Source organism: Rhizobium sp. 05N49, assembly GCF_056396805.1.
Map to the genome: position 1 here is coordinate 388,175 of NZ_JBFTME010000001.1, position 21,349 is coordinate 409,523.

At 61.2% G+C, this 21,349-nt stretch carries 24 protein-coding genes; 16 read left to right on the forward strand and 8 right to left on the reverse strand.

Translation table 11 applies throughout. The features are described 5' to 3' along the window. The first annotated feature begins 26 nt into the window (after positions 1-26). Both AC1DF8_RS02010 and AC1DF8_RS02015 read left to right on the forward strand, forming a co-directional pair. A complete protein-coding gene (locus AC1DF8_RS02010) occupies positions 27-1,085 on the forward strand; it encodes an aldo/keto reductase (protein ID WP_018115618.1) in 1,059 nt (352 codons plus the stop codon). A 93-nt stretch (positions 1,086-1,178) separates the two neighbouring features. Then, positions 1,179-2,222 carry a DUF2278 family protein gene (locus tag AC1DF8_RS02015; protein WP_477994853.1) on the forward strand — a complete coding sequence of 348 codons (1,044 nt, stop codon included), beginning with the start codon at positions 1,179-1,181 and terminating at the stop codon, positions 2,220-2,222. A 24-nt stretch (positions 2,223-2,246) separates the two neighbouring features. On the opposite strand, the gene AC1DF8_RS02020 is transcribed toward AC1DF8_RS02015, so the two are convergent. After that, positions 2,247-3,464 carry an aminotransferase-like domain-containing protein gene (locus tag AC1DF8_RS02020; RefSeq protein WP_477994854.1) on the reverse strand — a complete coding sequence of 406 codons (1,218 nt, stop codon included), beginning with the start codon at positions 3,462-3,464 and terminating at the stop codon, positions 2,247-2,249. Between the two features lie 305 nt (positions 3,465-3,769). Between AC1DF8_RS02020 and AC1DF8_RS02025 the strand changes: the two genes are divergently transcribed. The 4 genes from AC1DF8_RS02025 (at position 3,770) to AC1DF8_RS02040 (ending at position 6,198) form a co-directional block, all read left to right on the forward strand. Then, positions 3,770-4,867, forward strand: coding sequence for a branched-chain amino acid aminotransferase (locus AC1DF8_RS02025; protein ID WP_029616541.1), 1,098 nt, complete (start codon positions 3,770-3,772; stop codon positions 4,865-4,867). Positions 4,868-5,039: 172 nt separating this feature from the next. Further along, a complete protein-coding gene (locus AC1DF8_RS02030; protein ID WP_112546792.1) occupies positions 5,040-5,249 on the forward strand; it encodes an AbrB/MazE/SpoVT family DNA-binding domain-containing protein in 210 nt (69 codons plus the stop codon). Further along, positions 5,249-5,626: a PIN domain-containing protein gene (locus AC1DF8_RS02035; RefSeq protein WP_477994855.1), complete on the forward strand. Its 378-nt coding sequence runs from the start codon at positions 5,249-5,251 to the stop codon at positions 5,624-5,626. Before AC1DF8_RS02030 ends, AC1DF8_RS02035 begins: the two co-directional genes overlap by 1 nt. Continuing rightward, entirely contained in the window at positions 5,623-6,198 is a 576-nt protein-coding gene (locus AC1DF8_RS02040; protein ID WP_477994856.1) for a class I SAM-dependent methyltransferase, read from the forward strand. Before AC1DF8_RS02035 ends, AC1DF8_RS02040 begins: the two co-directional genes overlap by 4 nt. A 51-nt stretch (positions 6,199-6,249) precedes the next feature. Here the strand turns inward: AC1DF8_RS02040 and ilvC are convergent, their stop codons facing one another. Further along, positions 6,250-7,269, reverse strand: a complete 1,020-nt coding sequence (gene ilvC / locus AC1DF8_RS02045) for a ketol-acid reductoisomerase (RefSeq protein ID WP_018115625.1) — start codon at positions 7,267-7,269, stop codon at positions 6,250-6,252. Positions 7,270-7,316: 47 nt separating this feature from the next. Further along, positions 7,317-7,982, reverse strand: a complete 666-nt coding sequence (locus AC1DF8_RS02050; protein ID WP_018115626.1) for a TetR/AcrR family transcriptional regulator C-terminal domain-containing protein — start codon at positions 7,980-7,982, stop codon at positions 7,317-7,319. A gap of 172 nt (positions 7,983-8,154) precedes the next feature. Here AC1DF8_RS02050 and AC1DF8_RS02055 point away from each other — a divergent pair, with 172 nt between their 5' ends. Then, positions 8,155-8,511 (forward strand): DUF4087 domain-containing protein, encoded by a 357-nt coding sequence (locus AC1DF8_RS02055; protein WP_477994857.1) that lies wholly within the window; start codon positions 8,155-8,157, stop codon positions 8,509-8,511. Positions 8,512-8,514: 3 nt separating this feature from the next. On the opposite strand, the gene AC1DF8_RS02060 is transcribed toward AC1DF8_RS02055, so the two are convergent. Next, complete coding sequence (locus tag AC1DF8_RS02060) at positions 8,515-9,426, reverse strand: AraC family transcriptional regulator (protein ID WP_477994858.1); 912 nt, start codon at positions 9,424-9,426, stop codon at positions 8,515-8,517. A gap of 201 nt (positions 9,427-9,627) precedes the next feature. Here AC1DF8_RS02060 and AC1DF8_RS02065 point away from each other — a divergent pair, with 201 nt between their 5' ends. The 4 genes from AC1DF8_RS02065 to AC1DF8_RS02080 all read left to right on the forward strand — a co-directional run bounded on the left by AC1DF8_RS02065 (position 9,628) and on the right by AC1DF8_RS02080 (position 12,843). After that, entirely contained in the window at positions 9,628-10,674 is a 1,047-nt protein-coding gene (locus tag AC1DF8_RS02065; RefSeq protein WP_018115630.1) for an NAD(P)-dependent alcohol dehydrogenase, read from the forward strand. A 618-nt stretch (positions 10,675-11,292) separates the two neighbouring features. After that, a complete protein-coding gene (locus tag AC1DF8_RS02070; protein WP_477994859.1) occupies positions 11,293-11,772 on the forward strand; it encodes a DUF992 domain-containing protein in 480 nt (159 codons plus the stop codon). Positions 11,773-11,801: 29 nt separating this feature from the next. Continuing rightward, positions 11,802-12,077 carry a hypothetical protein gene (locus AC1DF8_RS02075; protein WP_477994860.1) on the forward strand — a complete coding sequence of 92 codons (276 nt, stop codon included), beginning with the start codon at positions 11,802-11,804 and terminating at the stop codon, positions 12,075-12,077. Positions 12,078-12,129: 52 nt separating this feature from the next. Further along, positions 12,130-12,843 carry a hypothetical protein gene (locus AC1DF8_RS02080; RefSeq protein ID WP_477994861.1) on the forward strand — a complete coding sequence of 238 codons (714 nt, stop codon included), beginning with the start codon at positions 12,130-12,132 and terminating at the stop codon, positions 12,841-12,843. Between the two features lie 158 nt (positions 12,844-13,001). On the opposite strand, the gene AC1DF8_RS02085 is transcribed toward AC1DF8_RS02080, so the two are convergent. Then, positions 13,002-14,267 carry an NAD(P)/FAD-dependent oxidoreductase gene (locus AC1DF8_RS02085; protein ID WP_018115634.1) on the reverse strand — a complete coding sequence of 422 codons (1,266 nt, stop codon included), beginning with the start codon at positions 14,265-14,267 and terminating at the stop codon, positions 13,002-13,004. A gap of 88 nt (positions 14,268-14,355) precedes the next feature. Beyond that, a complete protein-coding gene (locus AC1DF8_RS02090) occupies positions 14,356-14,817 on the reverse strand; it encodes an Lrp/AsnC family transcriptional regulator (RefSeq protein ID WP_029616542.1) in 462 nt (153 codons plus the stop codon). Between the two features lie 150 nt (positions 14,818-14,967). On the opposite strand from AC1DF8_RS02090, the gene AC1DF8_RS02095 reads away from it, so the two are divergent. The 4 genes from AC1DF8_RS02095 to AC1DF8_RS02110 all read left to right on the forward strand — a co-directional run bounded on the left by AC1DF8_RS02095 (position 14,968) and on the right by AC1DF8_RS02110 (position 18,754). After that, complete coding sequence (locus tag AC1DF8_RS02095) at positions 14,968-15,690, forward strand: aspartate/glutamate racemase family protein (protein WP_112546784.1); 723 nt, start codon at positions 14,968-14,970, stop codon at positions 15,688-15,690. Between the two features lie 160 nt (positions 15,691-15,850). Then, on the forward strand, positions 15,851-16,768 hold the full coding sequence (locus AC1DF8_RS02100) for a bifunctional helix-turn-helix transcriptional regulator/GNAT family N-acetyltransferase (protein WP_477994862.1): 918 nt from the start codon (positions 15,851-15,853) through the stop codon (positions 16,766-16,768). Between the two features lie 60 nt (positions 16,769-16,828). Beyond that, positions 16,829-17,452, forward strand: a complete 624-nt coding sequence (locus tag AC1DF8_RS02105) for a TetR/AcrR family transcriptional regulator (protein ID WP_477994863.1) — start codon at positions 16,829-16,831, stop codon at positions 17,450-17,452. A 93-nt stretch (positions 17,453-17,545) separates the two neighbouring features. After that, a complete protein-coding gene (locus tag AC1DF8_RS02110; protein WP_477994864.1) occupies positions 17,546-18,754 on the forward strand; it encodes an MFS transporter in 1,209 nt (402 codons plus the stop codon). An 88-nt stretch (positions 18,755-18,842) separates the two neighbouring features. Here AC1DF8_RS02110 and AC1DF8_RS02115 read toward each other — a convergent pair whose 3' ends face one another. After that, entirely contained in the window at positions 18,843-19,289 is a 447-nt protein-coding gene (locus AC1DF8_RS02115) for a winged helix-turn-helix transcriptional regulator (RefSeq protein WP_112969306.1), read from the reverse strand. Between the two features lie 118 nt (positions 19,290-19,407). On the opposite strand from AC1DF8_RS02115, the gene AC1DF8_RS02120 reads away from it, so the two are divergent. Beyond that, complete coding sequence (locus tag AC1DF8_RS02120; protein WP_477994865.1) at positions 19,408-20,295, forward strand: SDR family oxidoreductase; 888 nt, start codon at positions 19,408-19,410, stop codon at positions 20,293-20,295. A gap of 124 nt (positions 20,296-20,419) precedes the next feature. Here the strand turns inward: AC1DF8_RS02120 and AC1DF8_RS02125 are convergent, their stop codons facing one another. Further along, positions 20,420-21,172, reverse strand: a complete 753-nt coding sequence (locus AC1DF8_RS02125; protein ID WP_018115642.1) for a pyridoxine 5'-phosphate synthase — start codon at positions 21,170-21,172, stop codon at positions 20,420-20,422. Between the last annotated feature and the right edge of the window lie 177 nt (positions 21,173-21,349).

The following is a 21,349-nucleotide window of genomic DNA, read 5'->3' on the forward strand; positions in this document are numbered from 1 at the left end:
GGCCATTTTCAAGRGGAGGAATTTCAATGGAATATCGTTTGCTCGGCCGTTCCGGCCTTAAAGTTTCCACCGTGACCGTGGGCACGATGACCTTCGGCGGCGTCGGCTGGGCCAAGACCGTTGGCGATCTCGGTGTGCAGGAAGCCCGCCGCATGGTCGATATCTGCCTCGATGCCGGCGTCAACCTGATCGACACGGCCAATGTCTATTCCAACGGCGAATCCGAGCGCATCATCGGCGAAGTGTTCGGCGGTAAGCGTCCCGATGGCGTATTGCTCGCCACCAAGGCCCGCTTCGGCATGGGCGACGGTCCAAACGATCGCGGCCTGTCGCGCTATCACCTGATCCGCGAATGCGAGGCAAGCCTCCAGCGCATGAAGACCGATGTCATCGATCTCTACCAGGTCCACGAATGGGACGGTCAGACGCCGCTCGAAGAAACGATGGAAGCGCTCGATACGCTCATCAAGCAGGGCAAGGTGCGCTATGTCGGCTGCTCGAACTATTCCGGCTGGCACATCATGAAGGCGCTCGGCGTTGCCAATGAAAACAAGTACCAGCGCTTCGTCAGCCAGCAGATCCACTATACGCTGGAAGCCCGTGACGCGGAATATGAACTGCTGCCGATCTCGATCGACCAGGGCCTCGGCGTGCTCGTCTGGAGCCCGCTCGCCGGCGGCCTTCTCTCCGGCAAGCACCGCCGCAATGCCGCCGCTCCCGAAGGCACCCGCCAGTTCGCCGGCTGGACCGAACCGCCGATCCGCGACGAGAACCGCCTCTGGAACATCGTCGAGACGCTTGTCGCGATCGGCCAGGAACGCGGCGTTTCCGCAGCCCAGGTGGCGCTCGCCTGGCTGATTGGCCGCAAGGCGGTCACCTCGGTCATTATCGGCGGCCGCACGGAAGCCCAGTTCAAGGACAATCTCGCCGCCGCCGAGCTGAAACTGTCTGCCGACGAGCGCAAGCGTCTCGACGATGTCAGCGTGCCGCCGGTCATCTATCCCTATTGGCACCAGCTCAACACGGCCAACGAGCGGCTGAGCGAAGCCGACATGGAACTCTTCGCCCCGCATGTGAAGAAGTAAACTCTCCAAAACGTTGCATGGCGGGTAACCGGCGTCACAAAAGATGCAATTCCGCCATGCTATCGTGAACCTCGCCCCACCAAGAGGTTCATCATGCTCCGGAATTACAAGGTGCTGAAGGGTACGGCTTCGTCGCTCGCCCTTGACGACGACAACGATCCCCACATCGAAATTCGCCTCGAGGCCGGTGACGTCAGCTATCGCATCGCCATGAACGTGCGCTCGAAGGAATCGCCGCACGATCTGCTCTATGCAAATGTCATGGACTTCCAGCACGCCGAGCTGACGGCAGAGCTCGCCGCCTTGCCGATGGGCCTCACGGATATCAGGGGCGACCGGCAGGATCTGGCGATCGACTATGTGCGCGGCGGCATCATCGAGCGCGAGGACATGGATGTTGCGCCCTTCCAGCTCGACGGACCGAAGAACGACCTGCGCGATTTCATCGAACCCATCGTACAGGAAGGCATCGCCGACAAGTCCATCCATTTCTACGCCTTCGGTGAAGCCTGGGGACCTGAGAACAACAAGCCGGACGAATATTTCGGCTTCGAACCCGGCAACGGCATCCACGACATCCACATGAACCAGGGTGACAGCGGCAGTTTCCGCGCCACCAACGCCCCCAATCAGGACGGCGCGCTGCTGATCCATTTTTCCGATGAGGATCACTGGGCGGCGATCTTCCTCGGCTTCCAGTCGCAGAACTGGAATACGGACGCCAATACCGGCCATCCGGTCGGCGACAACAGGGGCGGTCAGGGCCGCGGCGAAGGCACTCGCCGCCCGCAACCGATCGTCGCCTCGTCGCTGCGTATCGTTGCCGCCATGATCAACCCGGTGAACCACCCTGACGGCACCGAGGACGAGACGGTGACGATCATCAACCGGTCGGACGTCGCCATGTCGATCGAGGGCTGGTCGCTGGAAGATGGCGAAGGCCGCCGCCAAAAACTCTCGGGCTCACTCGCATCGGGCGAATTCCGTACCGTGACGCTCGACCCGGAAAATGGCGGCCCGCAGCTCGCCAACAAGGGCGGCGATATCATGCTCGTCAATGCCGACGGAGCTGTCGCCGACCGTGTCGGCTACGGCAAGAGCGAAACCGCCAACGAAGGCTGGACGACGATCTTCTGATCGCCGCCCATGCATCTCGACATATCAGCCGATCTCGCTGGCGATCAGCTGGCCGAGACGGCTGATGCCCTCCTCGATCATCCTCTCGTTGGCGCAGGAGAAGCTGACACGAAACGTGTTGGCGCCCGAACCGTCGGCAAAGAAAGCCCGGCCCGGAACGAAGGCGACCTTGGCGCTTTCGAGCGATTTGGGGAGAAGCTTCGCGCCGTCCATGCCCTCCGGCAGGGTGACCCAGATGAACATGCCGCCTGCCGGCTTCGTCCAGCTTGTGCCTGATGGCATGTATTTTTCAAGCGCCGCCAGCATGCAATTCCGCCGCTGGCTGTAGGCGGCCCTGATCTTGGCGACCTGCGCGTCGAAACCACGCTCGGCAACTTCCGAAATTGCCATCTGGTTGATGGTCGACGAATGCAGATCCGCCGCCTGCTTCATCAGCACCAGCTTGCGGATGACGGGCGCATTGGCAACGATGAAACCGACGCGAAGGCCGGGCGCGAGCGTCTTGGAGAAGCTGCCGCAATAGATCGTGCGCGTATCGTTGATATGCCCCTTCCGCGCAATTTCCAGCGCCAGGATAGGTGGGATCGGATCGCCGTCATACCGCAGCGATTGATAGGCGGCATCTTCGATGACGGCGATGTCGAGCTCTTCGGCAAGATCGAGAACTTTCTCGCGACCCTCGCGATCGACGGTTTCGCCGGTCGGGTTGGAGAATTCGGCCGAGAGATAGGCGAACTTCACCTTGCCGCCCTTCTGGGCAGCCGCATCGCGATAGGAACCCGGCGTGCGGTTGCCGCCTGGTGTCAGCTGGTCGTAGGCGGGCTCATAGGCATTGAAGGCCTGCAGCGCGCCGAGATAGGTCGGCCAGGTGACGAGCGCCGTATCGTTGGGCGAGAGAAACAACTTGCCGAGATAATCGAGGCCCTGCTGCGAGCCTGAGACGATGAAGACATTCTCGAGCTCGCAGGGAATGCCGAGATCCGCCATCTGCCTGACAAGCCATTCGCGCAACGGCTTGTAGCCTTCCGATACCGAATATTGCAGCGCCGAGTTCACCGCCGCACTGTCGAAAATATCCGCATAGGCCTTCTTGAATTCCTGATCCGGAAACAGTGCCGGGTCCGGAATGCCGCCGGCAAAGGAGATGATATCCGGCCGGTCGAGAAGTTTCAGAAGCTCGCGGATTTCCGAAGCGCGCATCCGTGACGAGCGCGTCGCAAACATTGAATCCCAGTTCAGCATGGGGTTTCCTCATCTTTTTTTATGTTGTTTGCAGATCACCATGCCGCGCAATTTATGTCAACAATACTGACCTATTTTCTTGTCACTGTGACAAGTCCGACGATCCGGCAGTCCGACTGCCTTGGCGCCAATCCAGGATTTCACGCAGCCAAACCGAATGGTCTGCGTCATTGGCTCAACATTCGCCACATCGCTGAATTATTCGTCCGATCAAGAGCAAAAATCGGCTCATTCAGACCTTTCCAAAACCGGCCCGGCGGCAGTAGTGTGCCGGCCATTATTCAATGGACTATCAAGGTGCCAGCATGACCGCGACGTCGACCTCTCATGAAATCACAATCGAATTCCACAAGTCTCCCGTCTCCGACGCCGACCGCATCAAGGCACTGGAAACACCCGGCTTCGGCAAGATCTTCACGGATCATATGGTCCTGGCACGCTGGACCGCCGACAAGGGCTGGCACGATGCGAAGGTGACGGCGCGCCGCCCGCTGGAGCTCGATCCTGCAAGCGCCGTCCTACACTACGCCCAGGAAATCTTCGAAGGCATGAAGGCCTACAAGGCGGACGATGGCCGCATTCTGCTCTTCCGGCCCGAAGAGAACGCCCGCCGTTTCGCGCAGTCGGCCGCCCGCATGGCGATGCCCGCCGTGCCGGAAGAACTTTTCCTGAAGGCGGTCGAAGAGCTTGTTCGTGTCGACAAGAACTGGATCCCCTCCGGTGACGCCAGCCTCTACCTGCGCCCCTTCATGTTCGCCAATGAGGCTTTCCTCGGTGTTCGCCCGGCCCAGGAATATATCTTCTGCATCATCGCCTCCCCGGTCGGCGCCTATTTCAAGGGCGGCGCCAAGGCCGTCTCCCTCTGGGTCGAGACCGCCTATACCCGCGCAGCCGCCGGCGGCACCGGTGCTGCAAAATGCGGCGGCAACTATGCAGCCAGCCTCGTCGCCCAGGCTGAAGCGGCCAAGAAGGATTGCGACCAGGTCGTCTTCCTCGACGCGGCAGAACATCGCTGGGTCGAAGAGCTCGGCGGCATGAACGTCTTCTTCGCGATGAATGACGGCTCGATCGTCACCCCGCCGCTCGGCGGCACCATCCTTCCCGGCATCACCCGCGCCTCGGTCATCGTGCTCGCCAAGGAAAAGGGCCTGCGCGTCGAGGAACGCCCCTACTCCTTCGAGGAATGGAAGGCCGATGCGGCGAGCGGCAAGCTCGTCGAAGCCTTCGCTTGCGGCACGGCAGCCGTGCTCGCGGGCATCGGCCTGGTCCGTCATGCCGACGGCGAGTTCAAGGTCGGCGACGGCCAGACCGGCAAGCTGACATCAGAACTGCGCCAGCAGCTCGTCGGCCTGCAGAAGGGCGTCACCAACGACGAGCGCGGCTGGACCCGCCGCGTTCTCTGATCTCAATCCTGGATATCGGGAATGCTGCCGCGTTCCCGATCGCGATTCTCACGTAAAACAGAACTTCGAAACCGGGCTTGTCGCCCGGTTTTTTTATTGCGGAAAACCACCCACCATTGACGGCAGCGAACCATGTTCTTACCCTATAGCGATCGATAGAGGAAAGGTAAGAATGGCAACAGCAACTCTCTCTGCAAAGTTCCAGATCTCCATTCCAAAGGAAGTGCGCGAGCAGCAGCACTGGTCCGCGGGCCAGGAATTCGTGTTCATCCCGAAGGGCAAAGGCGTTCTGCTCATCCCCGTCCCTGAACTCGCCGATCTCAAAGGCATTGCCAAAGGCGCCGACCCCGCCAACTATCGCGACAGGAAAGACCGTTTCTGATGCGCGTCGTCGATAGCTCGGCCTGGATCGAATGGCTGACCCAGGGCCCTGCAGCGGATCGCCTGCAGGGTGAAATGCCCGCTCGGACAGAATGCATTGTCCCCACGATCGTCCAGCTTGAGCTCGCCAAATGGCTGGAGCGCGAACGCGGTGAGGACGCCGTCGATTCCTTTTTCGCCTATACCGCCACCTGCGTCATCGCGCCCCTTGATACGGCCCTCGCCCACCGCGCCGCCGAAGTGTCGGCCAAGCGCAAGCTCGCGCTTGCCGATGCGATCATTTATGCCACGGCCGAATTGCACGATGCCGATGTCCTGACACTGGACGCTCATTTCAAGGATCTGGACCGCGTGGTCTATATCGGGAAGACTCCATGACCACTTCCTTCTACGACGACAACGCCGAAACTTACGCCGCCCGCGATCGCAAGCCGCCTACCGCAAGGCTCGATGCATTCCTCGCCGCCCTGCCCGAGAAGGCTCGCATCCTCGAACTCGGCTGCGGTGGCGGGCAGGATTGCGCCTATATGCTGTCCAAAGGCTTCGACGTCACGCCGACGGATGGTTCGGCTGAGCTTGCTCGCCAGGCCGAGAAACTGATCGGCAGGCCCGTCAAAATCATGCGTTTCGAGGAACTGTCCGCACATGAGGAATTCGATGGCGTCTGGGCCGAAGCGAGCCTCCTGCACGTGCCTCGCGCAGATCTGCCCGGCATCCTCACTCTCATCCGTAGCGCCCTGAAGCAGGACGGTGTCTTTCATGCGAGCTTCAAGGCCGGTACCACCGAAGGCCATGACAGCTTCGGGCGCTATTACAACTATCCTTCGATGGAATGGCTGCAGGCATTGCTCGACGCGGACGGCTGGAGGGATATCTCAATCAACGAGGTCGATGGCGGCGGCTATGACGGTAAACCGACCCGCTGGCTGCATCTTGCCACCCGCAAATGAAAAGGCCGGAGCTTTTGCCCCGGCCTCTCGTGATTACTGTCCTGAAGTCGCTTAGTTGACGGACTTGTCGACCAGCTTGTTCTTGCCGATCCAGGGCATCATGGCACGCAGCTTGGTGCCGACTTCCTCGATCTGGTGGCTGTCGTTCAGGCGACGGATGCCCTTGAAGCGTGCGCCGCCGGCGCGGTATTCCTGCATCCAATCCGACGTGAACTTGCCGGTCTGGATATCGGTCAGGACGCGCTTCATCTCGGCCTTCGTCTCGGCGGTGATGATGCGCGGACCGGAGACATATTCGCCCCACTCGGCCGTGTTGGAGATCGAGTAGTTCATGTTGGCGATGCCGCCTTCATAGATCAGGTCGACGATCAGCTTCACTTCGTGCAGGCATTCGAAATAGGCCATTTCCGGAGCGTAGCCGGCTTCGGTCAGCGTTTCGAAACCAGCGCGGATGAGTTCGACGAGACCGCCGCAGAGAACGACCTGTTCGCCGAAGAGGTCGGTTTCGCACTCTTCACGGAAGTTGGTTTCGATGATGCCCGAACGGCCGCCGCCGACGCCGCAGGCGTAGGAGAGAGCGAGTTCAAGCGCATTGCCGGAAGCGTTCTGGTGAACGGCAACGAGGCAGGGAACGCCGCCGCCCTTCTGGTATTCGCCGCGAACCGTATGGCCCGGGCCCTTCGGGGCGATCATGACGACGTCGACCGAAGCCTTCGGCTCGATGAGGCCGAAGTGAACGTTGAGGCCGTGGGCGAAGGCAATCGCTGCGCCGTCACGGATGTTCGGAGCAATCTCGGCCTTGTAGATATCGGCCTGCAACTCGTCCGGGGTCGCCATCATCATCAGGTCGGCCCAGGCGGCAGCTTCGGCCACCGTCATGACCTTGAAGCCATCGGCTTCGGCCTTCTTGACGGTCGGCGAACCGGCCTTGAGCGCGATAGCGACGTTCTGGGCGCCGGAATCCTTGAGGTTCAGCGCATGGGCGCGACCCTGCGAACCGTAGCCGATGACGGCGACCTTCTTCGACTTGATGAGGTTGAGATCGGCATCACGATCGTAATAGACGCGCATTGAAATTCCTTCCCTTTTGCTTGTCCTGTTGACTGTCAGAAAGCGGTTCAGCCGAGGATCGGCATCTCCGCCAGAACTTTCTCCGTGCCGTAAAGGCGCAGGAAAGCGGTGACCGCCTTCTCCGCCTGACGCGCGGTATCCTTGAGGCCCGGCTCGCCGAGCAGCATGCGCACATGCAGGTCGGAAACGATGAGGCCGTATAACGTATGATAGGCTTCGTCGGCATCATGGAAGCGCAGCAGCCCTGCCCTCTTGCCGGCATCGATCAGTGCCATGGCGCGGCGGTCGATCTGCCGGCGGCCGCGCTCGAGCAAGAGCTTGCCGAGCTTGGAGCCGTCGCGATGCGAATCATGCGCACTGGCATGGCCGATCGCCAGCCGGTTGAGCGCCAGCGACACGTCGCCGGCCAGAACCTCGAGCAGGTCGCGGGCGAAGATCACGAGATGGTCGTGCAGGCTCGTATAGGTCAGCCGCTCGCCGCTGCGCTCGAACGTGCGCACCTTGCTCGCCTGATAGGCGATCATTGCAGACAGAAGACCGTCACGGTCGCCGAACCATTTATAGAGGCTTTCCTTGGAGCAGTTGGCGGCGCGCGCCACACCCGAGGTCGTCAGCGCTTTCTCCCCGCCATCGACGAGAAGCTGCAGCGCCTGCTCCAGAACAGCGTTCTGGCGTGGCGAAAACTCGCTCGGCTCTGCGACATCGACTGACACGGTTTCAACTCCCCATTTACGTACCGTACGGTACGGTTCGTGGCGTTTATGCGCCAGATGGCAGGCCCTCGTCAAGAGCCATCAGGAGATTTTTCATGTCATATGAAACAGCGGAATTCGGCTGTTCGAAGGCAGGCAAATAGCTGAACCTGAAAGCCAAGGAGAATCGCTCATGAAAATAACAGCCCTCACCGTTGCCCTGTCGCTTGCGCTTGCCCTTCCGACCCTTGCCGCCGAGACGCGCTGCGGCTGGATCCAGAACCCGACGCCCGGCAACTGGTGGCTGGACGATGCGCAAAACACCTGGACGATCATGACGCAGGGCGGCAACGATGAGCCCGAGGGCATGGACCTCATCCCCGACATCTCCGAGCATGATTATGTCAAGACCAACGGCAATTACGGCTATGCCTGCGCCTGCATGAGTGTGGAGACCGACGGCGAGGAACGCATCACGCAGATCCTCTCCTTCCGCCAGCTGCCACTTGCCAAGTGCCGCAACGACAAGGCGCTGAAATTTCCGGGCTGAGGCTTACTCGGCTGCTGCCATGACCTCCCGCGCGCCGTCGACATCGCGCGACGGCGACGCGCCATAGAGGCGGCTATACTCACGGCTGAATTGCGACGGGCTCTGATAGCCGACGCGGTGGCCGGCAGTGCCGGCATCGAGCCGTTCCACCAGCATCAGCCGGCGCGCCTCGTGCAGGCGAAGCTGCTTCTGATACTGCATCGGCGTCATCGCCGTCACCGACTTGAAGTGATGGTGAAACGACGACGCGCTCATGCTGACATGCTCTGCCAACTCCTCGATGCGCAGCGGCCGGGCGAAATTCTCCTTCAGCCAGGCAACGGCGCGCGCGATCCGGTTGCTGTGGCTGTCGRCCGTCGCAATATTGATCAGCCGTTCGCCATCGGGGCCGGTCAGGATGCGATAAAGGATTTCCTGCTCGATCAGCGGCGCCATGGCCGGAATTTCGCCTGGACGATCGAGCAAGCGCAGCAGGCGCACGGCAGCATCCAGAAGCTCCGGCGGCGCGACGTTGACCGTCATGCCGCGCTGCCCGTCGGTATGGGCGGCCGGACGCGGAATGTCGATGCGGCTCAAGAGCTCAAGCAGCTTCTCGGAATCGATTGCGAGCCCGAGACAGAGATGCGGCACCTCGGGGCTGGCCTCGGCGATGCGCCAGGCAACCGGCAGGTCGAGCGAGGTCAGCAGATAATCCCCGGTTCCGTAGCTGATGAACTCATCGCCAAGGCGCAGGCTCTTGGCGCCCTGCAGCACAAAGGCAAAGCAGGGCTTGTAGCTGCTGTGCAGCGGATCGCTGGGATTGGAGCGGCGGCTGATGTGAAGATTGCCGATGGATGTACGAAACTCACCGTCACCAGGCGCAAACCGCATCGCGATATCGACGATTTCCCGATAGGGGTTGAAGGGCAATGTCATGCGGCAACTCTTTCTGTCTCAGGCCTGCGATCTGATCCCAATTTAAGACTGCTTTTCCATTTCGCAAACAGGTGGCCGGCTCACTTTTGCAGGATCGTGCAAAAAGCTGAGAGTATCGCTCTAACGCTGCTGCAAGGTTCCGCGCAATAGTTCAGCCACCCCCTTTCACCCCACCCTCCCACATTGGAAAGGAAGGCACCCATGCCTATTGCCAGAGGTTACGCCGCAACTGACGCTTCCAAGCCGCTGACCCCTTTTACCTTCGAACGCCGCGATCCTAACGAGGATGATGTCGTCATCGACATCAAGTTTGCCGGCATCTGCCATTCGGACATCCACACTGTCCGCAACGAATGGAAGAACGCCGTCTACCCGATCGTTCCGGGCCATGAGATTGCCGGCATCGTCAGGGCTGTCGGTTCCAAAGTAACGAAGTTCAAGGTCGGCGACCGCGTCGGCGTCGGCTGCTTCGTCGATTCCTGCGTCGGCTGCGCCACCCGCGACGTCGACCGCGAACAGTACATGCCGGGCCTGGTCGGCACCTATAACGAGTTCGAAGCCGACGGCAAGACCCGCACCCAGGGCGGCTATTCCGACTCGATCGTCGTCAAGGAAGGCTATGTCATGTCCATCCCGGACAACCTTCCGCTCGATGCATCCGCACCGCTGCTTTGCGCCGGCATCACGCTCTATTCGCCGCTGCGCCACTGGAATGCCGGCCCCGGCAAGAAGGTCGCGATCGTCGGCATGGGCGGCCTCGGCCATATGGGCGTCAAGCTCGGTGCGGCCATGGGTGCCGATATCACCGTGCTCTCCCAGACGCTGTCCAAGAAGGAAGACGGCCTGAAGCTCGGCGCCAAGGAATACTACGCCACCAACGACCCGGAAACCTTCACCAAGCTCCGCGGCGCCTTCGACCTCGTCATCTGCACTGTCAGCGCCGAGATCGACTGGAACGCCTATCTCGGTCTCGTCAAGGTTGACGGCGCCTTCGTCGTGGTCGGCGTTCCGGAAAATGCGATCCCGGTCCACGCCTTCTCGCTGGTCCCCGGCCGCAAGAGCATTTCCGGCTCGATGATCGGCTCGATCAAGGAAACCCAGGAAATGCTCGACTTCTGCGGCGAGCACAACATCGTCTCCGAAATCGAGAAGATCAACATCCAGCAGGTCAACGAGGCCTATGAGCGCGTGCTGAAGAGCGATGTGCGCTACCGCTTCGTCATCGACATCGCCTCGCTGGCAGCCTGATGAAACAAAAGGGCGGCTCTCAAGCCGCCCTTTTCATGTCCGGATCCTGCACTGATGGCGACAGCATCGTCAGAGTAACTGGCCGACAGTCTCTGCCCCTGGAGATGGATGCGGCGGCATGAGCGAATGCCGGATCATCCGCCCCGAACGCGATATTCTCCCCGTTCCCCCCACGCATTCTCGCTGAGGCTTCAGCGATGGGAAGATCACAACCAGCTCTTCCCAAAGACCGAACTCCCCAAGTCTATCCAGCGCGCGCAATAAGTAACTGCTTGGATAAATGTTCCATTTACGACTCATTATGTCGCTCAGGCATATTTCGGCATATCAAAGCCAATGTATGTTCGCGATGCCTCATAAAGTAGTCAGTAATGGGCGGATATAATTGAAGTATCCGTAGTAGCATCCGGCCGCGTATATACGTCGAGCCGTCGATTTCGCATATCTGCAACTTCAGAAGACCGATGCTCAAAACGACGATCTAGACCTCCGTCGTACCTTTACTTTCTCGCATTGCCTGTAGGGACATTGCCGCAGCACTCCCTACGACGGCCAGCCTGCGTGACAGTAGCTGCGCGTCCTGCCTTGTCGCAACTTGATGGAAAAGGGGACTTCATCATGAATATCTCGAAAAGCACCGGTGAAATAATGCTTGTCGTGGCCATGCTGGCCGCGACTGCAGGGCCGGGCCATGCCGATGTTGCAAAGATCGGCATCCTCTCCTGCGACGTCTCGAAGGGCGTCGGAGAGATATTGAGCCGCAAGCAGTCACTCAATTGTCAGTTCAAGCCCGATGGCGGACAGCCCGAAAACTACACCGGCAGCATCGATGAATATGGCATCGAGCTTGGCAAGGTGGATCAGGGCCATCTGATCTGGGGTGTCGCATCCGCAATGCGCGGCGTCCCGAAAGGCGCGCTTGCCGGCAAATATGTCGGCGTCGGCGCAGGCGCATCCGTGGGCGTCGGCGTCGGGGCCAATGCGCTCGTCGGCGGCAATGATCAGTCTTTCTCTCTGCAGCCGCTTTCCGTTGACGGCGAAACCGGCATCAACATCGCAACCGGCGTGCTCCGGGTGACACTGACCGCCTCCGAATAGACAACCCAACCGCAGCGAAAGGAAATGACATGCCTGAACTCATTCTCGCACGCCGAAATCTCCTTGCCGGAATGGGCGTCGCCTTGGCTGCCGGACCGGCGGCAACGCTTGCGGCCTCACCTGTCATGGCTAACCAGGGCAATATGGACGCGGCGATGCGTGCCCTCGAAAACGCCCTCGCTGCCTTGCGTCGCGCCACTCCCAACAAGGGCGGGCACAAGGAGCGGGCCGTCGGCCTCATCGAGCAGGCCATGGCCGAAGTGCAGGCAGGCATCGCCTATGCCGCCGAGCATGGTGGCGGCTAGGCGGCTACCGCATCGACCAGTGGCAATCAGCATCCCCATAAGGAAGGTATCGATGACACGCACATCAACGACCGAACTGTTGCTTGCAGCTACTCTAACGCTCCTCGGCGGCAGCGCTCTCGCTCAGGACGCAGCCCCGAAGCCGCATGTTCCGCTCGAGAAGACTATCGGCCAGGTCAGTCGCCAGGGACCGGTCGCATCGCTGATCGTCGTCAATTCGGATGGCGCAAAGCTTGAAGGAGACAAGCTGACCCTGACGGGCGTCTCCTCAAACGCCATCATCTTCGCAGACCGGCCCGTCCGGGCAGCCGGCCATCTGGCAACGGACGAACTCGTCAAGCAATGGGGGACCGGACCTGACAATTTCGATGCGGATCCACCCAATGCCACGGTCTCCGTCCTCGGCGGTGGCTCAAACATTGCCGATGCTGTCGTCACGCTGAAATCGCCCAAGCTTGAGGGCACGACGCTGACTTTCGACGTTTCAGTGCTGGAAGGAAGCCTTGCCGGCGCCTCCGGGCCTGCAGCCGTCTTCATCGATCATTGGCGCGGCTGGAACAATGCCGGCTGGTATGGCTTGGGCCTTGCGACTGGCGCCGCCTTTGGCCTGGCCGCCCGCCCGGGCTATGCAGCGCCCTATTATCCCCCTCCGTACTATCCGCCGGTCGAAGCCAACCCCTGCCCTCCCGGCTACTGGCTCGGCCCGTGGGGACATTGCCGCGACACGCCCTATCACGGCCGCCTGCCCAACGGCAGCTGGCAATAAGCCGGTATGAACGGGCGGGATAGAATTCCCGCCCTTGCGACACGTACAGTCATGCCCCTACGGCCGCGCAATTTCCGGATAGCCCGGGAACATCCGTATCCAGCCGGAGTGGACGATATTTCGTCAGCGCCGGCTGTCGCGACCGGGTGCGCCTTTTGCTAGCCGTCGTCGCGCATCGTCTCGCGCTGGGTGATCAGCCGGGCGCTGTGCTGGCCGCTCATATAGATCCAGAACCAGTTCCAGGCGACGCTGAAACGCGAGCGGGTGCCGATCAGGAAGTAAATATGGGCAAGACCCCAGATCCACCAGGCAAGCCAGCCCTTGAGCTTGAAAGGGCCGAAATCGATGATCGCCGCACTCTTGCCGATCGTTGCCAGGCTCCCCTGATGGAAATATTTGAATGGTGCAGGCGCGGGTTTGCCGGACATGCGCGCCCGGATCACCTTCGCGACATAACCGCCCTGCTGCTTGGCAGCCGGCGCAATACCCGGCACCGGCTTGCCATTCTCCTGGGTTACGGAGGCGGTGTCACCGATCACGAAGACATCCCGCAGGCCCGGTGCCGTCAGATCCTTTTCGACGATGGTGCGCCCTGCCCGGTCGGCCGGCACGCCAAGCCAGAGCGCCGCATGCGAGGCCTGCACGCCCGCCGCCCACACGATGGTCCGGCTCGGAATGAAGGCCTCACCCATGGTTACGCCATCGGCCGTGCACTGTGTCACCGGCGTTCCCGTCAGCACCTCGACACCGAGTTTTTCGAGCGCCTTCCGCGCATAGGCCGAGAGATCCTCTGCAAAGGCAGGCAGCACGCGCGGGCCTGCCTCGATCAGCACGACACGGGTCTTGCGCGTATCGATATTGCGGAATTCCTTGGGCAGCGTGAAATGCGCGAGCTCCGCAATAATGCCGGCAAGCTCGACACCAGTCGGGCCTGCGCCGACGATGGAAAAGGTCAGGAGCGCATCGCGCACCGCAGGATCGCTTTCCACTTCCGCCCGCTCGAAAGCAAGCAGCACGCGGCGGCGGATCGTCGTCGCATCTTCCAGCGTCTTCAGGCCGGGTGCGACCGGTTCCCATTCATCATGGCCGAAATAGGCATGCGTGGCGCCGGTCGCCAGCACCAGCGTGTCGTAGTTCAGCACCATGCCGCTGCGCAGCGTAACGGTCTTTGCCTGTGCATCGACGCCATTGACCTCGCCGAGCAGCGTCGTCACCTCGGGCCGGTCGGCATAGAGATGGCGGATCGGCCAGGCGATCTCGGAAGTGGACAGGATCGTGGTTGCCACCTGATAGAGAAGCGGCTGAAAGAGATGATGGTTGCGCCGATCGATCAGCGTGATCTTCACGCCCGCCCCCTTCAACCCGTTGACGAGCTGCAGCCCGCCGAAGCCGCCGCCGACAACGACGACATGATGTTCGCTCATGACCCTACCCTTTCGTCATTTCGCTGCAGCAAATGTCGCCTTTCGCAGGAAGGATTCAACCGCCGTTTCAGCATGCCTGCCCACGACTTCAGGCATAGGAGACAGGTATGGAGGTGCCGCTCTTCATCAGTTCCATGGAGATCGAGGCAGAGACATCGAAAAGCTCGATGCGGCGTACGATGCGCTTGTAGATGACGTCGTAGTGCTCGACGCGCGGCAGCACGATCTTGAGAATGTAATCGTAGTTGCCGGTCAGCCGGTGCGCCTCGACGATCTCGGGGATATCGCTGATCGCCCGCCGAAAACTCTCGGTCCACTCGTCGGAATGATGTGCGGTCTTCACAAGCGCGAAGACCGTCGTCGGCACGCCCATCTTCTCCCGATCGAGCACGACGATGCGCCGCGCGATATGGCCGGTCTCTTCCAGCCGCTGGATGCGCCGCGAACAGGCGGAAACCGAAAGCGCCACCTGTTCGGCAAGCTCGGTCACGGAGATGCCTGCATTCTCTTGCAGGATATCGAGAATCCGCCTGTCGCGATCGTCGATCATGAAAAGTCCACGCTGAAATTTTGCAGAGAAATCGAAAATGGTGCAAAAGTATAGCACAGAACGATGCAAAAGAACAAACAACGCAAACACATCGCGCCCGATCTGCAGCATCATCAGGACATCAAAAAACACTCCAGGGAGCGAGCATCCATGAAAACAATCGGCCTCATCGGCGGCATGAGCTTCGAAAGTTCGGCAGTTTACTATCGTCTCATCAACGAAATGGTGCGTGAGCGCCTGGGCGGCCTAGCCTCTGCCGAACTGACCATGCATTCGGTGAATTTCGAAGAGATCGTTGCCCTGCAGAAGGCCGGCGCCTGGGACAAGGCTGCCTCGCGCCTCGGCGATGTTGCGTTGCGCCTGCAGATTGCCGGTGCCGATTGCGTGCTGATCTGCACCAACACGATGCATCTGATCGCGCCCGAGGTTGCGACACATATCTCCGTGCCGCTGATCCACATCATCGACGAGACCGCGAAGACGATTCACGCAGCAGGCTGCAAGCGCCCATTGCTGCTCGCCACGCGATACACGATGGAGCACGGCTTCTATACCGAGCGCATGAAGAGCCTCGGCCTCGACATCGTCGTGCCTGATGCCGCCGACCGCACCACCGTCCATGACATCATCTTCAACGAGCTCTGCGCCGGCAAGGTGCTCGACAGCTCGCGGGAAAAACTCATGGCCGTGATCGAACGCGCCCACGCCAAGGGTGCCGATGGCATCATCCTCGGCTGCACCGAGATCTGCCTGATCCTCGATCCCGATCATCTGCCCCTGCCCGGCTTCGACACGACGACGATCCACGCCCGCGCCGCTGTCGATTTCGCGTTCGAGGGAGAACTCCCAAACGAAGAAGAAGACGCGGCCTGAGCCATCAATTTAGTTGACTCAGTCAAATAAAAGCACCAGGGTTTCGATAGAACACCGTGCGTCCATTCTGACGCACGGCGTTCTATCTCTTTGAATCTGCGCATCAGGCTTACCGAAAATCGAAGCGGATTTTCGGGCCGATGCTGTAGGAGACCCTGCCATGACCGATATTGCCCTCATCGAGTCCGCCCGCGAATTCAATCGCTTCTATACGAACTTCCTCGGCCTTCTGAACAAGGCCTATCTCGATACCCCCTTCACGCTGACCGATGCGCGCGTGCTCTTCGAGATCGGCGCCCATGATGGCGTCAATGCCGGCGTCCTCGCCCGCGACCTGCAGCTCGATCCCGCCTATCTCAGCCGCATCCTCAAGCGCTTTCGCGAAGAACACTTCATTGAGGCAACGCCCGATCCGGCCGATCAGCGCAGCCAGATTCTGACTGTCACCGCCAGGGGTCGCGCCCAGTTCGAAGAGCTCGGCAGCCGCTCCAACGCCCAGATCGCCGCCCGCTTCAATACGCTCGCCGATGGCGAGCCGCAGGCCGCCATTGCCGCCATGCGAACGATCCGCGCGATCCTCGATCCTCAGGCAAAACCGGCAGCCCCCGTCATCCGCCCGCATCGCGCCGGCGATATCGGCTGGATCGTCCAGAGCCAGGGACGTTTCTATGCCGAGGAATATGGCTGGGACCTGCGCTTCGAGGGGCTGGTCGCTGACGTCGCCGGCAAGTTCCTCGCCAGTTTCGATCCCAAGATGGAATATTGCTGGATCGCCGATCGCGGCGGCATCAATCTCGGCTCCGTGCTGATCACCAATGGTGGCGATGGCGTTGCCAAGCTCCGCCTGCTCTATGTCGACAAGGCCGCCCGCGGTCTCGGCCTCGGCAGGCAACTCGTCGACGAGTGCATCGCCTTCTCCCGACGCAAGGGGTACCGGCAGATTTCGCTCTGGACCAACGACTTCCTCCACACCGCCCGTGCCATCTATCAGAAGGCCGGCTTCCGGCTTGTCTCCGAAGAGAGACATCGCATGTTCGGCCCGGAAGCGAACGGCCAGACCTGGGTGCTCGATCTCTGATTTTGCTGCCTGGCAGAAATTTTACTTGATTTGGAAACGGTCATTCCCTAATTAGGCGCCATGACCGTTGACACCCTCACACCTGACCCGAAAACCCGCAGCCGCGGCCGCCCGCGCGAATTCGACATGGACTCGGCACTCGATGCGGCTTTGCGCGTGTTCTCCGAGCGCGGCTACCATGCCGCCTCCATCAGCGAATTGACCGAAGCCATGGGCCTTGCCTCCGGCAGCGTCTACAAGGCTTTCAAGGATAAGCGCGGCATCTTTCTTGCCGCCTTCAGGCGCTATCRCCAGCTCGGCCGCGGCCGGCTGGAGGCGAAGATCGCATCCGTAAAGACGGGCCGCGAAAAGGTCTTCCAGATGGTCCTGTATTACGCCGAGCTTTCCCACGGCGAAGCGGGCCTCAAGGGCTGTCTCGTCGTCGGTGGCGCAAACGACATTTCGCTGCTCGACGAGGAAGCCGCGGAACATGTGGCCGCCGCCTTTTCCGCTGATGAAAAGCTGATGGCCGATCTCATCCGCATCGGCCAGGCCGATGGCACGATCCCGTCAACCGTGGATGCCGATACTACCGCCCTCACATTTCTCTGCCTGACGAAGGGCTTTCGCGTCATCGGGAGGACGGGACGCGAAGAGAAAGAGATGATGGCTGCGGCCGAGGCCGCAATGCGTCTCGTAACTTGATGACAGAAATACCGTCATCCGGTCAGGGATCGGGTGGCGGCAAACGATAAAATTGCATTCAATCCTCCCAATCATTGCCTCTTGGAGTTTCTGATGAGCGTTTCAGCCACCACTCAGGATGCGGCCTTGCCTCGCGCCCTATCCCCTTGGCTAACCTTCCTTTTTGCAGCCTCCTGCGGCTTCGTCGCCGCCAACCTCTATTACGGCCAGCCACTGGCAGGCCTGATCAGCGCCGATCTCGGTTTCTCGCCTGCCGCAACTGGCCTCATCGTCACGCTCACGCAGATAGGCTACGGTCTCGGCCTTCTGCTCCTGGTGCCGCTTGCCGACCTCTTCGAAAATCGTCGTCTCATCCTGACGCTGACTGTCGGCTCCGCACTTGCCCTCGTCGGCGCGGCATTCTCCTCCACGCCCGGCATGTTCCTGACGGCCTCGCTCTGTATCGGTCTCGCCTCGGTCGCAGCGCAGGTCCTCGTCCCCTTCGCCGCCAGCATGGCGCCGGACGCGACGCGCGGCCAGGTCGTCGGCAATGTCATGAGCGGCCTGCTCTGCGRCATCATGCTCGCCCGCCCCTTCGCGAGCCTCGTTGCCCAAGCCTCGTCCTGGCATATGGTCTATTACGTCACTGCAGCGGTCATGATCGCCCTCGGCATCGTGCTGCGCGCCAACCTGCCGGTCCGCGTCCCCCACACCAAGCTGCGGTACGGTGAGCTGCTGGCCTCCATGGGCCATCTGGCGGTGAACTCGCGCGTCCTGCAGCGCCGCGCCCTCTATCAAGCCGGCATGTTCGGCGCCTTCAGCCTGTTCTGGACGACTGCGCCGCTGCTGCTCGCCAGCCCCGCCTTCGGCATCTCGCAGAGCGGCATCGCCCTCTTTGCGCTTGCCGGTGCCGCCGGCGCCGTTGCCTCGCCGATTGCCGGCCGTCTGGCCGATCGCGGCATGACGAAGGTCGCATCCACGCTCGCCATGCTGCTCGGCATGGGCTCCTTCCTCATCAGCCACTTCGCCACCGATGGCTCGCTGATGGCGCTCATCCTGCTGACGGCTGCTGCGATCCTCCTGGATTTCGGCGTGACCACCAATCTCGTCTGCGGCCAGCGCGCCATCTACGGGCTGAGCCCGGAACATCGCGGCCGCTTGAACGGCCTCTTCATGGCGACCTTCTTCACCGGCGGCGCCATCGGTTCGGCGCTCGGCGGCTGGGCCTATGCAACGGGTGGCTGGACGATGGCGGCCTGGATCGGCTTCTGCTTCCCGGCAGTCGCCTTCCTGTTCTTCCTGACGGAAGGCCGCGAGAAGTAATCATTTCAGGATCAGGCGGCTTGTCCGCCTGATCCCCTAAAGCAATTCCAGCAAAAGTGTGCAGCGGTTTTGCGTCCGGAATTGCGCTCTACACAGCATCGGCGTCGAAGCGAAGCCGGGCAGCACGAACTCCGTCATGGTTCGCTTCGGCCCAGTTCAGAAGCTGCGACAGCGCCGTATAGAGCGAGCGGCCCAAATCGGTCATCCGGTATTCCACGCTCGGCGGCTTCGTCGGAAAAACCTCCCGCTCGATATAGCCGTCGCGCTGCAGGTCACGGAGCGACTGGGTGAGCATGCGCTGGGAAATATCCGGGATCATCCGGCGCAACTCGCCGAAGCGATAGGGCTGCTTGGCGAGCGCCTCCAGAAGCAGGGTCGACCATTTGCCGCCGATCTGCTGCAACACATCCCGCACCGGACAATTGGTGAAATCCAGACTGGCAAGATCGATCTCGCGCCGCGCGCCGCCCTGCCCGTCCGCAGGTCCTGCCGACTGGCGCGTTCTATCCTTCAGGCTAACGATGGTTCCTGCCATGAGCTGGTTCCCTTTTGGTAACGAACTCCCCAAAAACTGCCTCCTTTACAGCATCAGGTCAATTCCTATTCTAGTGTTACTCTCTTTTTGAGACCACCTGTAACCACAAGAGGATATCATGAGCGAAACCATTCTCGTCACCGGCGCAGCAGGCCAGCTCGGCCGGCGTGTCGTCCATCACCTGATCGAAAGCTACAAGGTCGCTCCGGCAAACATCATTGCCGCGACCCGCAGCCCGGAAAAGCTCGCCGATCTCGCGGCCAAGGGTGTCGTCACCCGCAAGGCGGATTTCGATGATGCCGCCAGCCTCGAAGCCGCCTTTGCCGGCGTCGACCGCCTGCTGATCATCAGCACTGACGCACTCGACACACCCGGCAAGCGCCTGATCCAGCATAAGGCCGCCGTCGCCGCCGCAGTCAAGGCCAAGGTCAAGCACATCACCTACACCTCGATGCCGGCCCCCGATAATTCGCTCGTCACCTTCGCGCCCGACCACCTCGGCACCGAAAATGCCATCAAGGAAAGCGGCATCCCCTACACGATCGTGCGCGACGCCTGGTATCACGACAACTACATGCACAGCATGCCGCACAATCTGCAGGCCGGAAAATGGTTCACCTCGGCGGGTGACGGCAAGATCTCGACCATCTCGCGTGACGACTGCGCGCTCGCCATTGCCTCGGTTCTTGCAGCCGGCATCTCGGCAAGCGCCATCTACACGCTCACCGGCAAGCAGTCGCTGACATCAAAGGAAATCGCCGCCATCGCCACCGAGGCCACCGGCAAGCCCCTGGACGTCGTCACCGTGACCGACGAGCAGCTCGGCCAGGGCCTCCGCGGCGCCGGCCTGCCGGGCTTCGTTGCCGACATGCTCGTCTCTGCCGACGCCAATATCCGCGCTGGCAAGTTCGACATCGTCACCGATGACTTCACCAAGCTGACGGGCAAGGAACCGCAGTCGCTGAAGGATTACTTCATCGCAAACAAGGCCGCTCTCATCGCCTGAGCCGGCCTGCAGCATAGGCCCGAAGATCGGAATCGATTTTCGTAAGAGCGGCCTTTGTGCGTCCGAATGGACGCGCGCCGCTCGAATGCCCGCCCTTTCATCCACAGAGGGCGGGCCTTTCTTGTCAGATTTTCTGGCCGCATGCCCGGCAGAAGCGGCGCACCGTTTCCGCCATGCCATATTCCAGCGCATCGGCCGTCAGCCCGTGGCCGATCGAAACCTCGGCGAGATCGGGAATGCGCTTCACCAGCGCTGGCAGGTTGTCCACCGTCAGGTCATGGCCGCCATTGACAGCAAGGCCGAGGGCAAGCGCCGCATCCGCCGTCTTGCCGAGCCCTTCGAGGATCGGCCCCGCCCTTTCAGGCGCATCGTAGCAGCCGCCATAGGGGCCAGTGTAAAGCTCGATTCGGTCAGCACCCGTCGCTTTCGCGGCTTTCACAGCCTCCGCGTCGCCATCGCCATCGGCAAAAAGCGAAACGCGGAATCCCATCTTCTTCAGCCGTCCCACCACATCGGTCAGGAAAGCCTGATGCTTGCGGAAATCCCAGCCGTGATCGGAGGTCGCCTGCGAAGGATCGTCAGGCACGAGCGTCACCTGCTCGGGCTGGGCCTTGGCGCAGAGCTCCAGGAATTCCTCCGTCGGATAGCCCTCTATATTGAATTCGGCCTCCGGAAACTCGTCGTCGATCAGGTTGCGAATGACGGGAAGGTCGGAAAAGCGGATATGCCGCTGGTCCGGCCGCGGATGCACGGTCAGGCCCGAAGCGCCGGCCTGCAGCGCGATGCGCCCGAGCCCCTCCACGCTTGGCCAGGGCAGGTCGCGCCGGTTGCGCAGCATGGCGATTGCATTGAGGTTCACGGAGAGTTTGGCGGGCATGGCGATATCCGTCTGGGGTGGGGACTGGCCCTGCTTTTAAGCCAAGGCGGCAGCGAAGGCCAATCAGATTCGCGTATGCATTCATGCCTGGCCTTGATGGCCACGTCTCCCACGACGGCCGGCATCATCAGCGTACCGGAAACAGTAATTTCCGTTCCCTTCGAAGATCATTCGTGA

Bases quoted from the DNA above. Each gene is read 5' to 3' on its own strand.
- AC1DF8_RS02040 (WP_477994856.1), top strand. From the start codon at position 5,623: ATGACCACTTCCTTCTACGACGACAACGCCGAAACTTACGCCGCCCGC.
- AC1DF8_RS02025 (WP_029616541.1), top strand. From the start codon at position 3,770: ATGACCGCGACGTCGACCTCTCATGAAATCACAATCGAATTCCACAAG.
- AC1DF8_RS02125 (WP_018115642.1), bottom strand. From the start codon at position 21,172: ATGCCCGCCAAACTCTCCGTGAACCTCAATGCAATCGCCATGCTGCGC.
- AC1DF8_RS02035 (WP_477994855.1), top strand. From the start codon at position 5,249: ATGCGCGTCGTCGATAGCTCGGCCTGGATCGAATGGCTGACCCAGGGC.
- AC1DF8_RS02085 (WP_018115634.1), bottom strand. From the start codon at position 14,267: ATGAGCGAACATCATGTCGTCGTTGTCGGCGGCGGCTTCGGCGGGCTG.
- AC1DF8_RS02090 (WP_029616542.1), bottom strand. From the start codon at position 14,817: ATGATCGACGATCGCGACAGGCGGATTCTCGATATCCTGCAAGAGAAT.
- AC1DF8_RS02030 (WP_112546792.1), top strand. From the start codon at position 5,040: ATGGCAACAGCAACTCTCTCTGCAAAGTTCCAGATCTCCATTCCAAAG.
- AC1DF8_RS02075 (WP_477994860.1), top strand. From the start codon at position 11,802: ATGCCTGAACTCATTCTCGCACGCCGAAATCTCCTTGCCGGAATGGGC.
- AC1DF8_RS02010 (WP_018115618.1), top strand. From the start codon at position 27: ATGGAATATCGTTTGCTCGGCCGTTCCGGCCTTAAAGTTTCCACCGTG.
- AC1DF8_RS02070 (WP_477994859.1), top strand. From the start codon at position 11,293: ATGAATATCTCGAAAAGCACCGGTGAAATAATGCTTGTCGTGGCCATG.
- AC1DF8_RS02055 (WP_477994857.1), top strand. From the start codon at position 8,155: ATGAAAATAACAGCCCTCACCGTTGCCCTGTCGCTTGCGCTTGCCCTT.
- AC1DF8_RS02115 (WP_112969306.1), bottom strand. From the start codon at position 19,289: ATGGCAGGAACCATCGTTAGCCTGAAGGATAGAACGCGCCAGTCGGCA.
- ilvC (WP_018115625.1), bottom strand. From the start codon at position 7,269: ATGCGCGTCTATTACGATCGTGATGCCGATCTCAACCTCATCAAGTCG.
- AC1DF8_RS02100 (WP_477994862.1), top strand. From the start codon at position 15,851: ATGACCGATATTGCCCTCATCGAGTCCGCCCGCGAATTCAATCGCTTC.
- AC1DF8_RS02015 (WP_477994853.1), top strand. From the start codon at position 1,179: ATGCTCCGGAATTACAAGGTGCTGAAGGGTACGGCTTCGTCGCTCGCC.
- AC1DF8_RS02095 (WP_112546784.1), top strand. From the start codon at position 14,968: ATGAAAACAATCGGCCTCATCGGCGGCATGAGCTTCGAAAGTTCGGCA.
- AC1DF8_RS02080 (WP_477994861.1), top strand. From the start codon at position 12,130: ATGACACGCACATCAACGACCGAACTGTTGCTTGCAGCTACTCTAACG.
- AC1DF8_RS02065 (WP_018115630.1), top strand. From the start codon at position 9,628: ATGCCTATTGCCAGAGGTTACGCCGCAACTGACGCTTCCAAGCCGCTG.
- AC1DF8_RS02120 (WP_477994865.1), top strand. From the start codon at position 19,408: ATGAGCGAAACCATTCTCGTCACCGGCGCAGCAGGCCAGCTCGGCCGG.
- AC1DF8_RS02020 (WP_477994854.1), bottom strand. From the start codon at position 3,464: ATGCTGAACTGGGATTCAATGTTTGCGACGCGCTCGTCACGGATGCGC.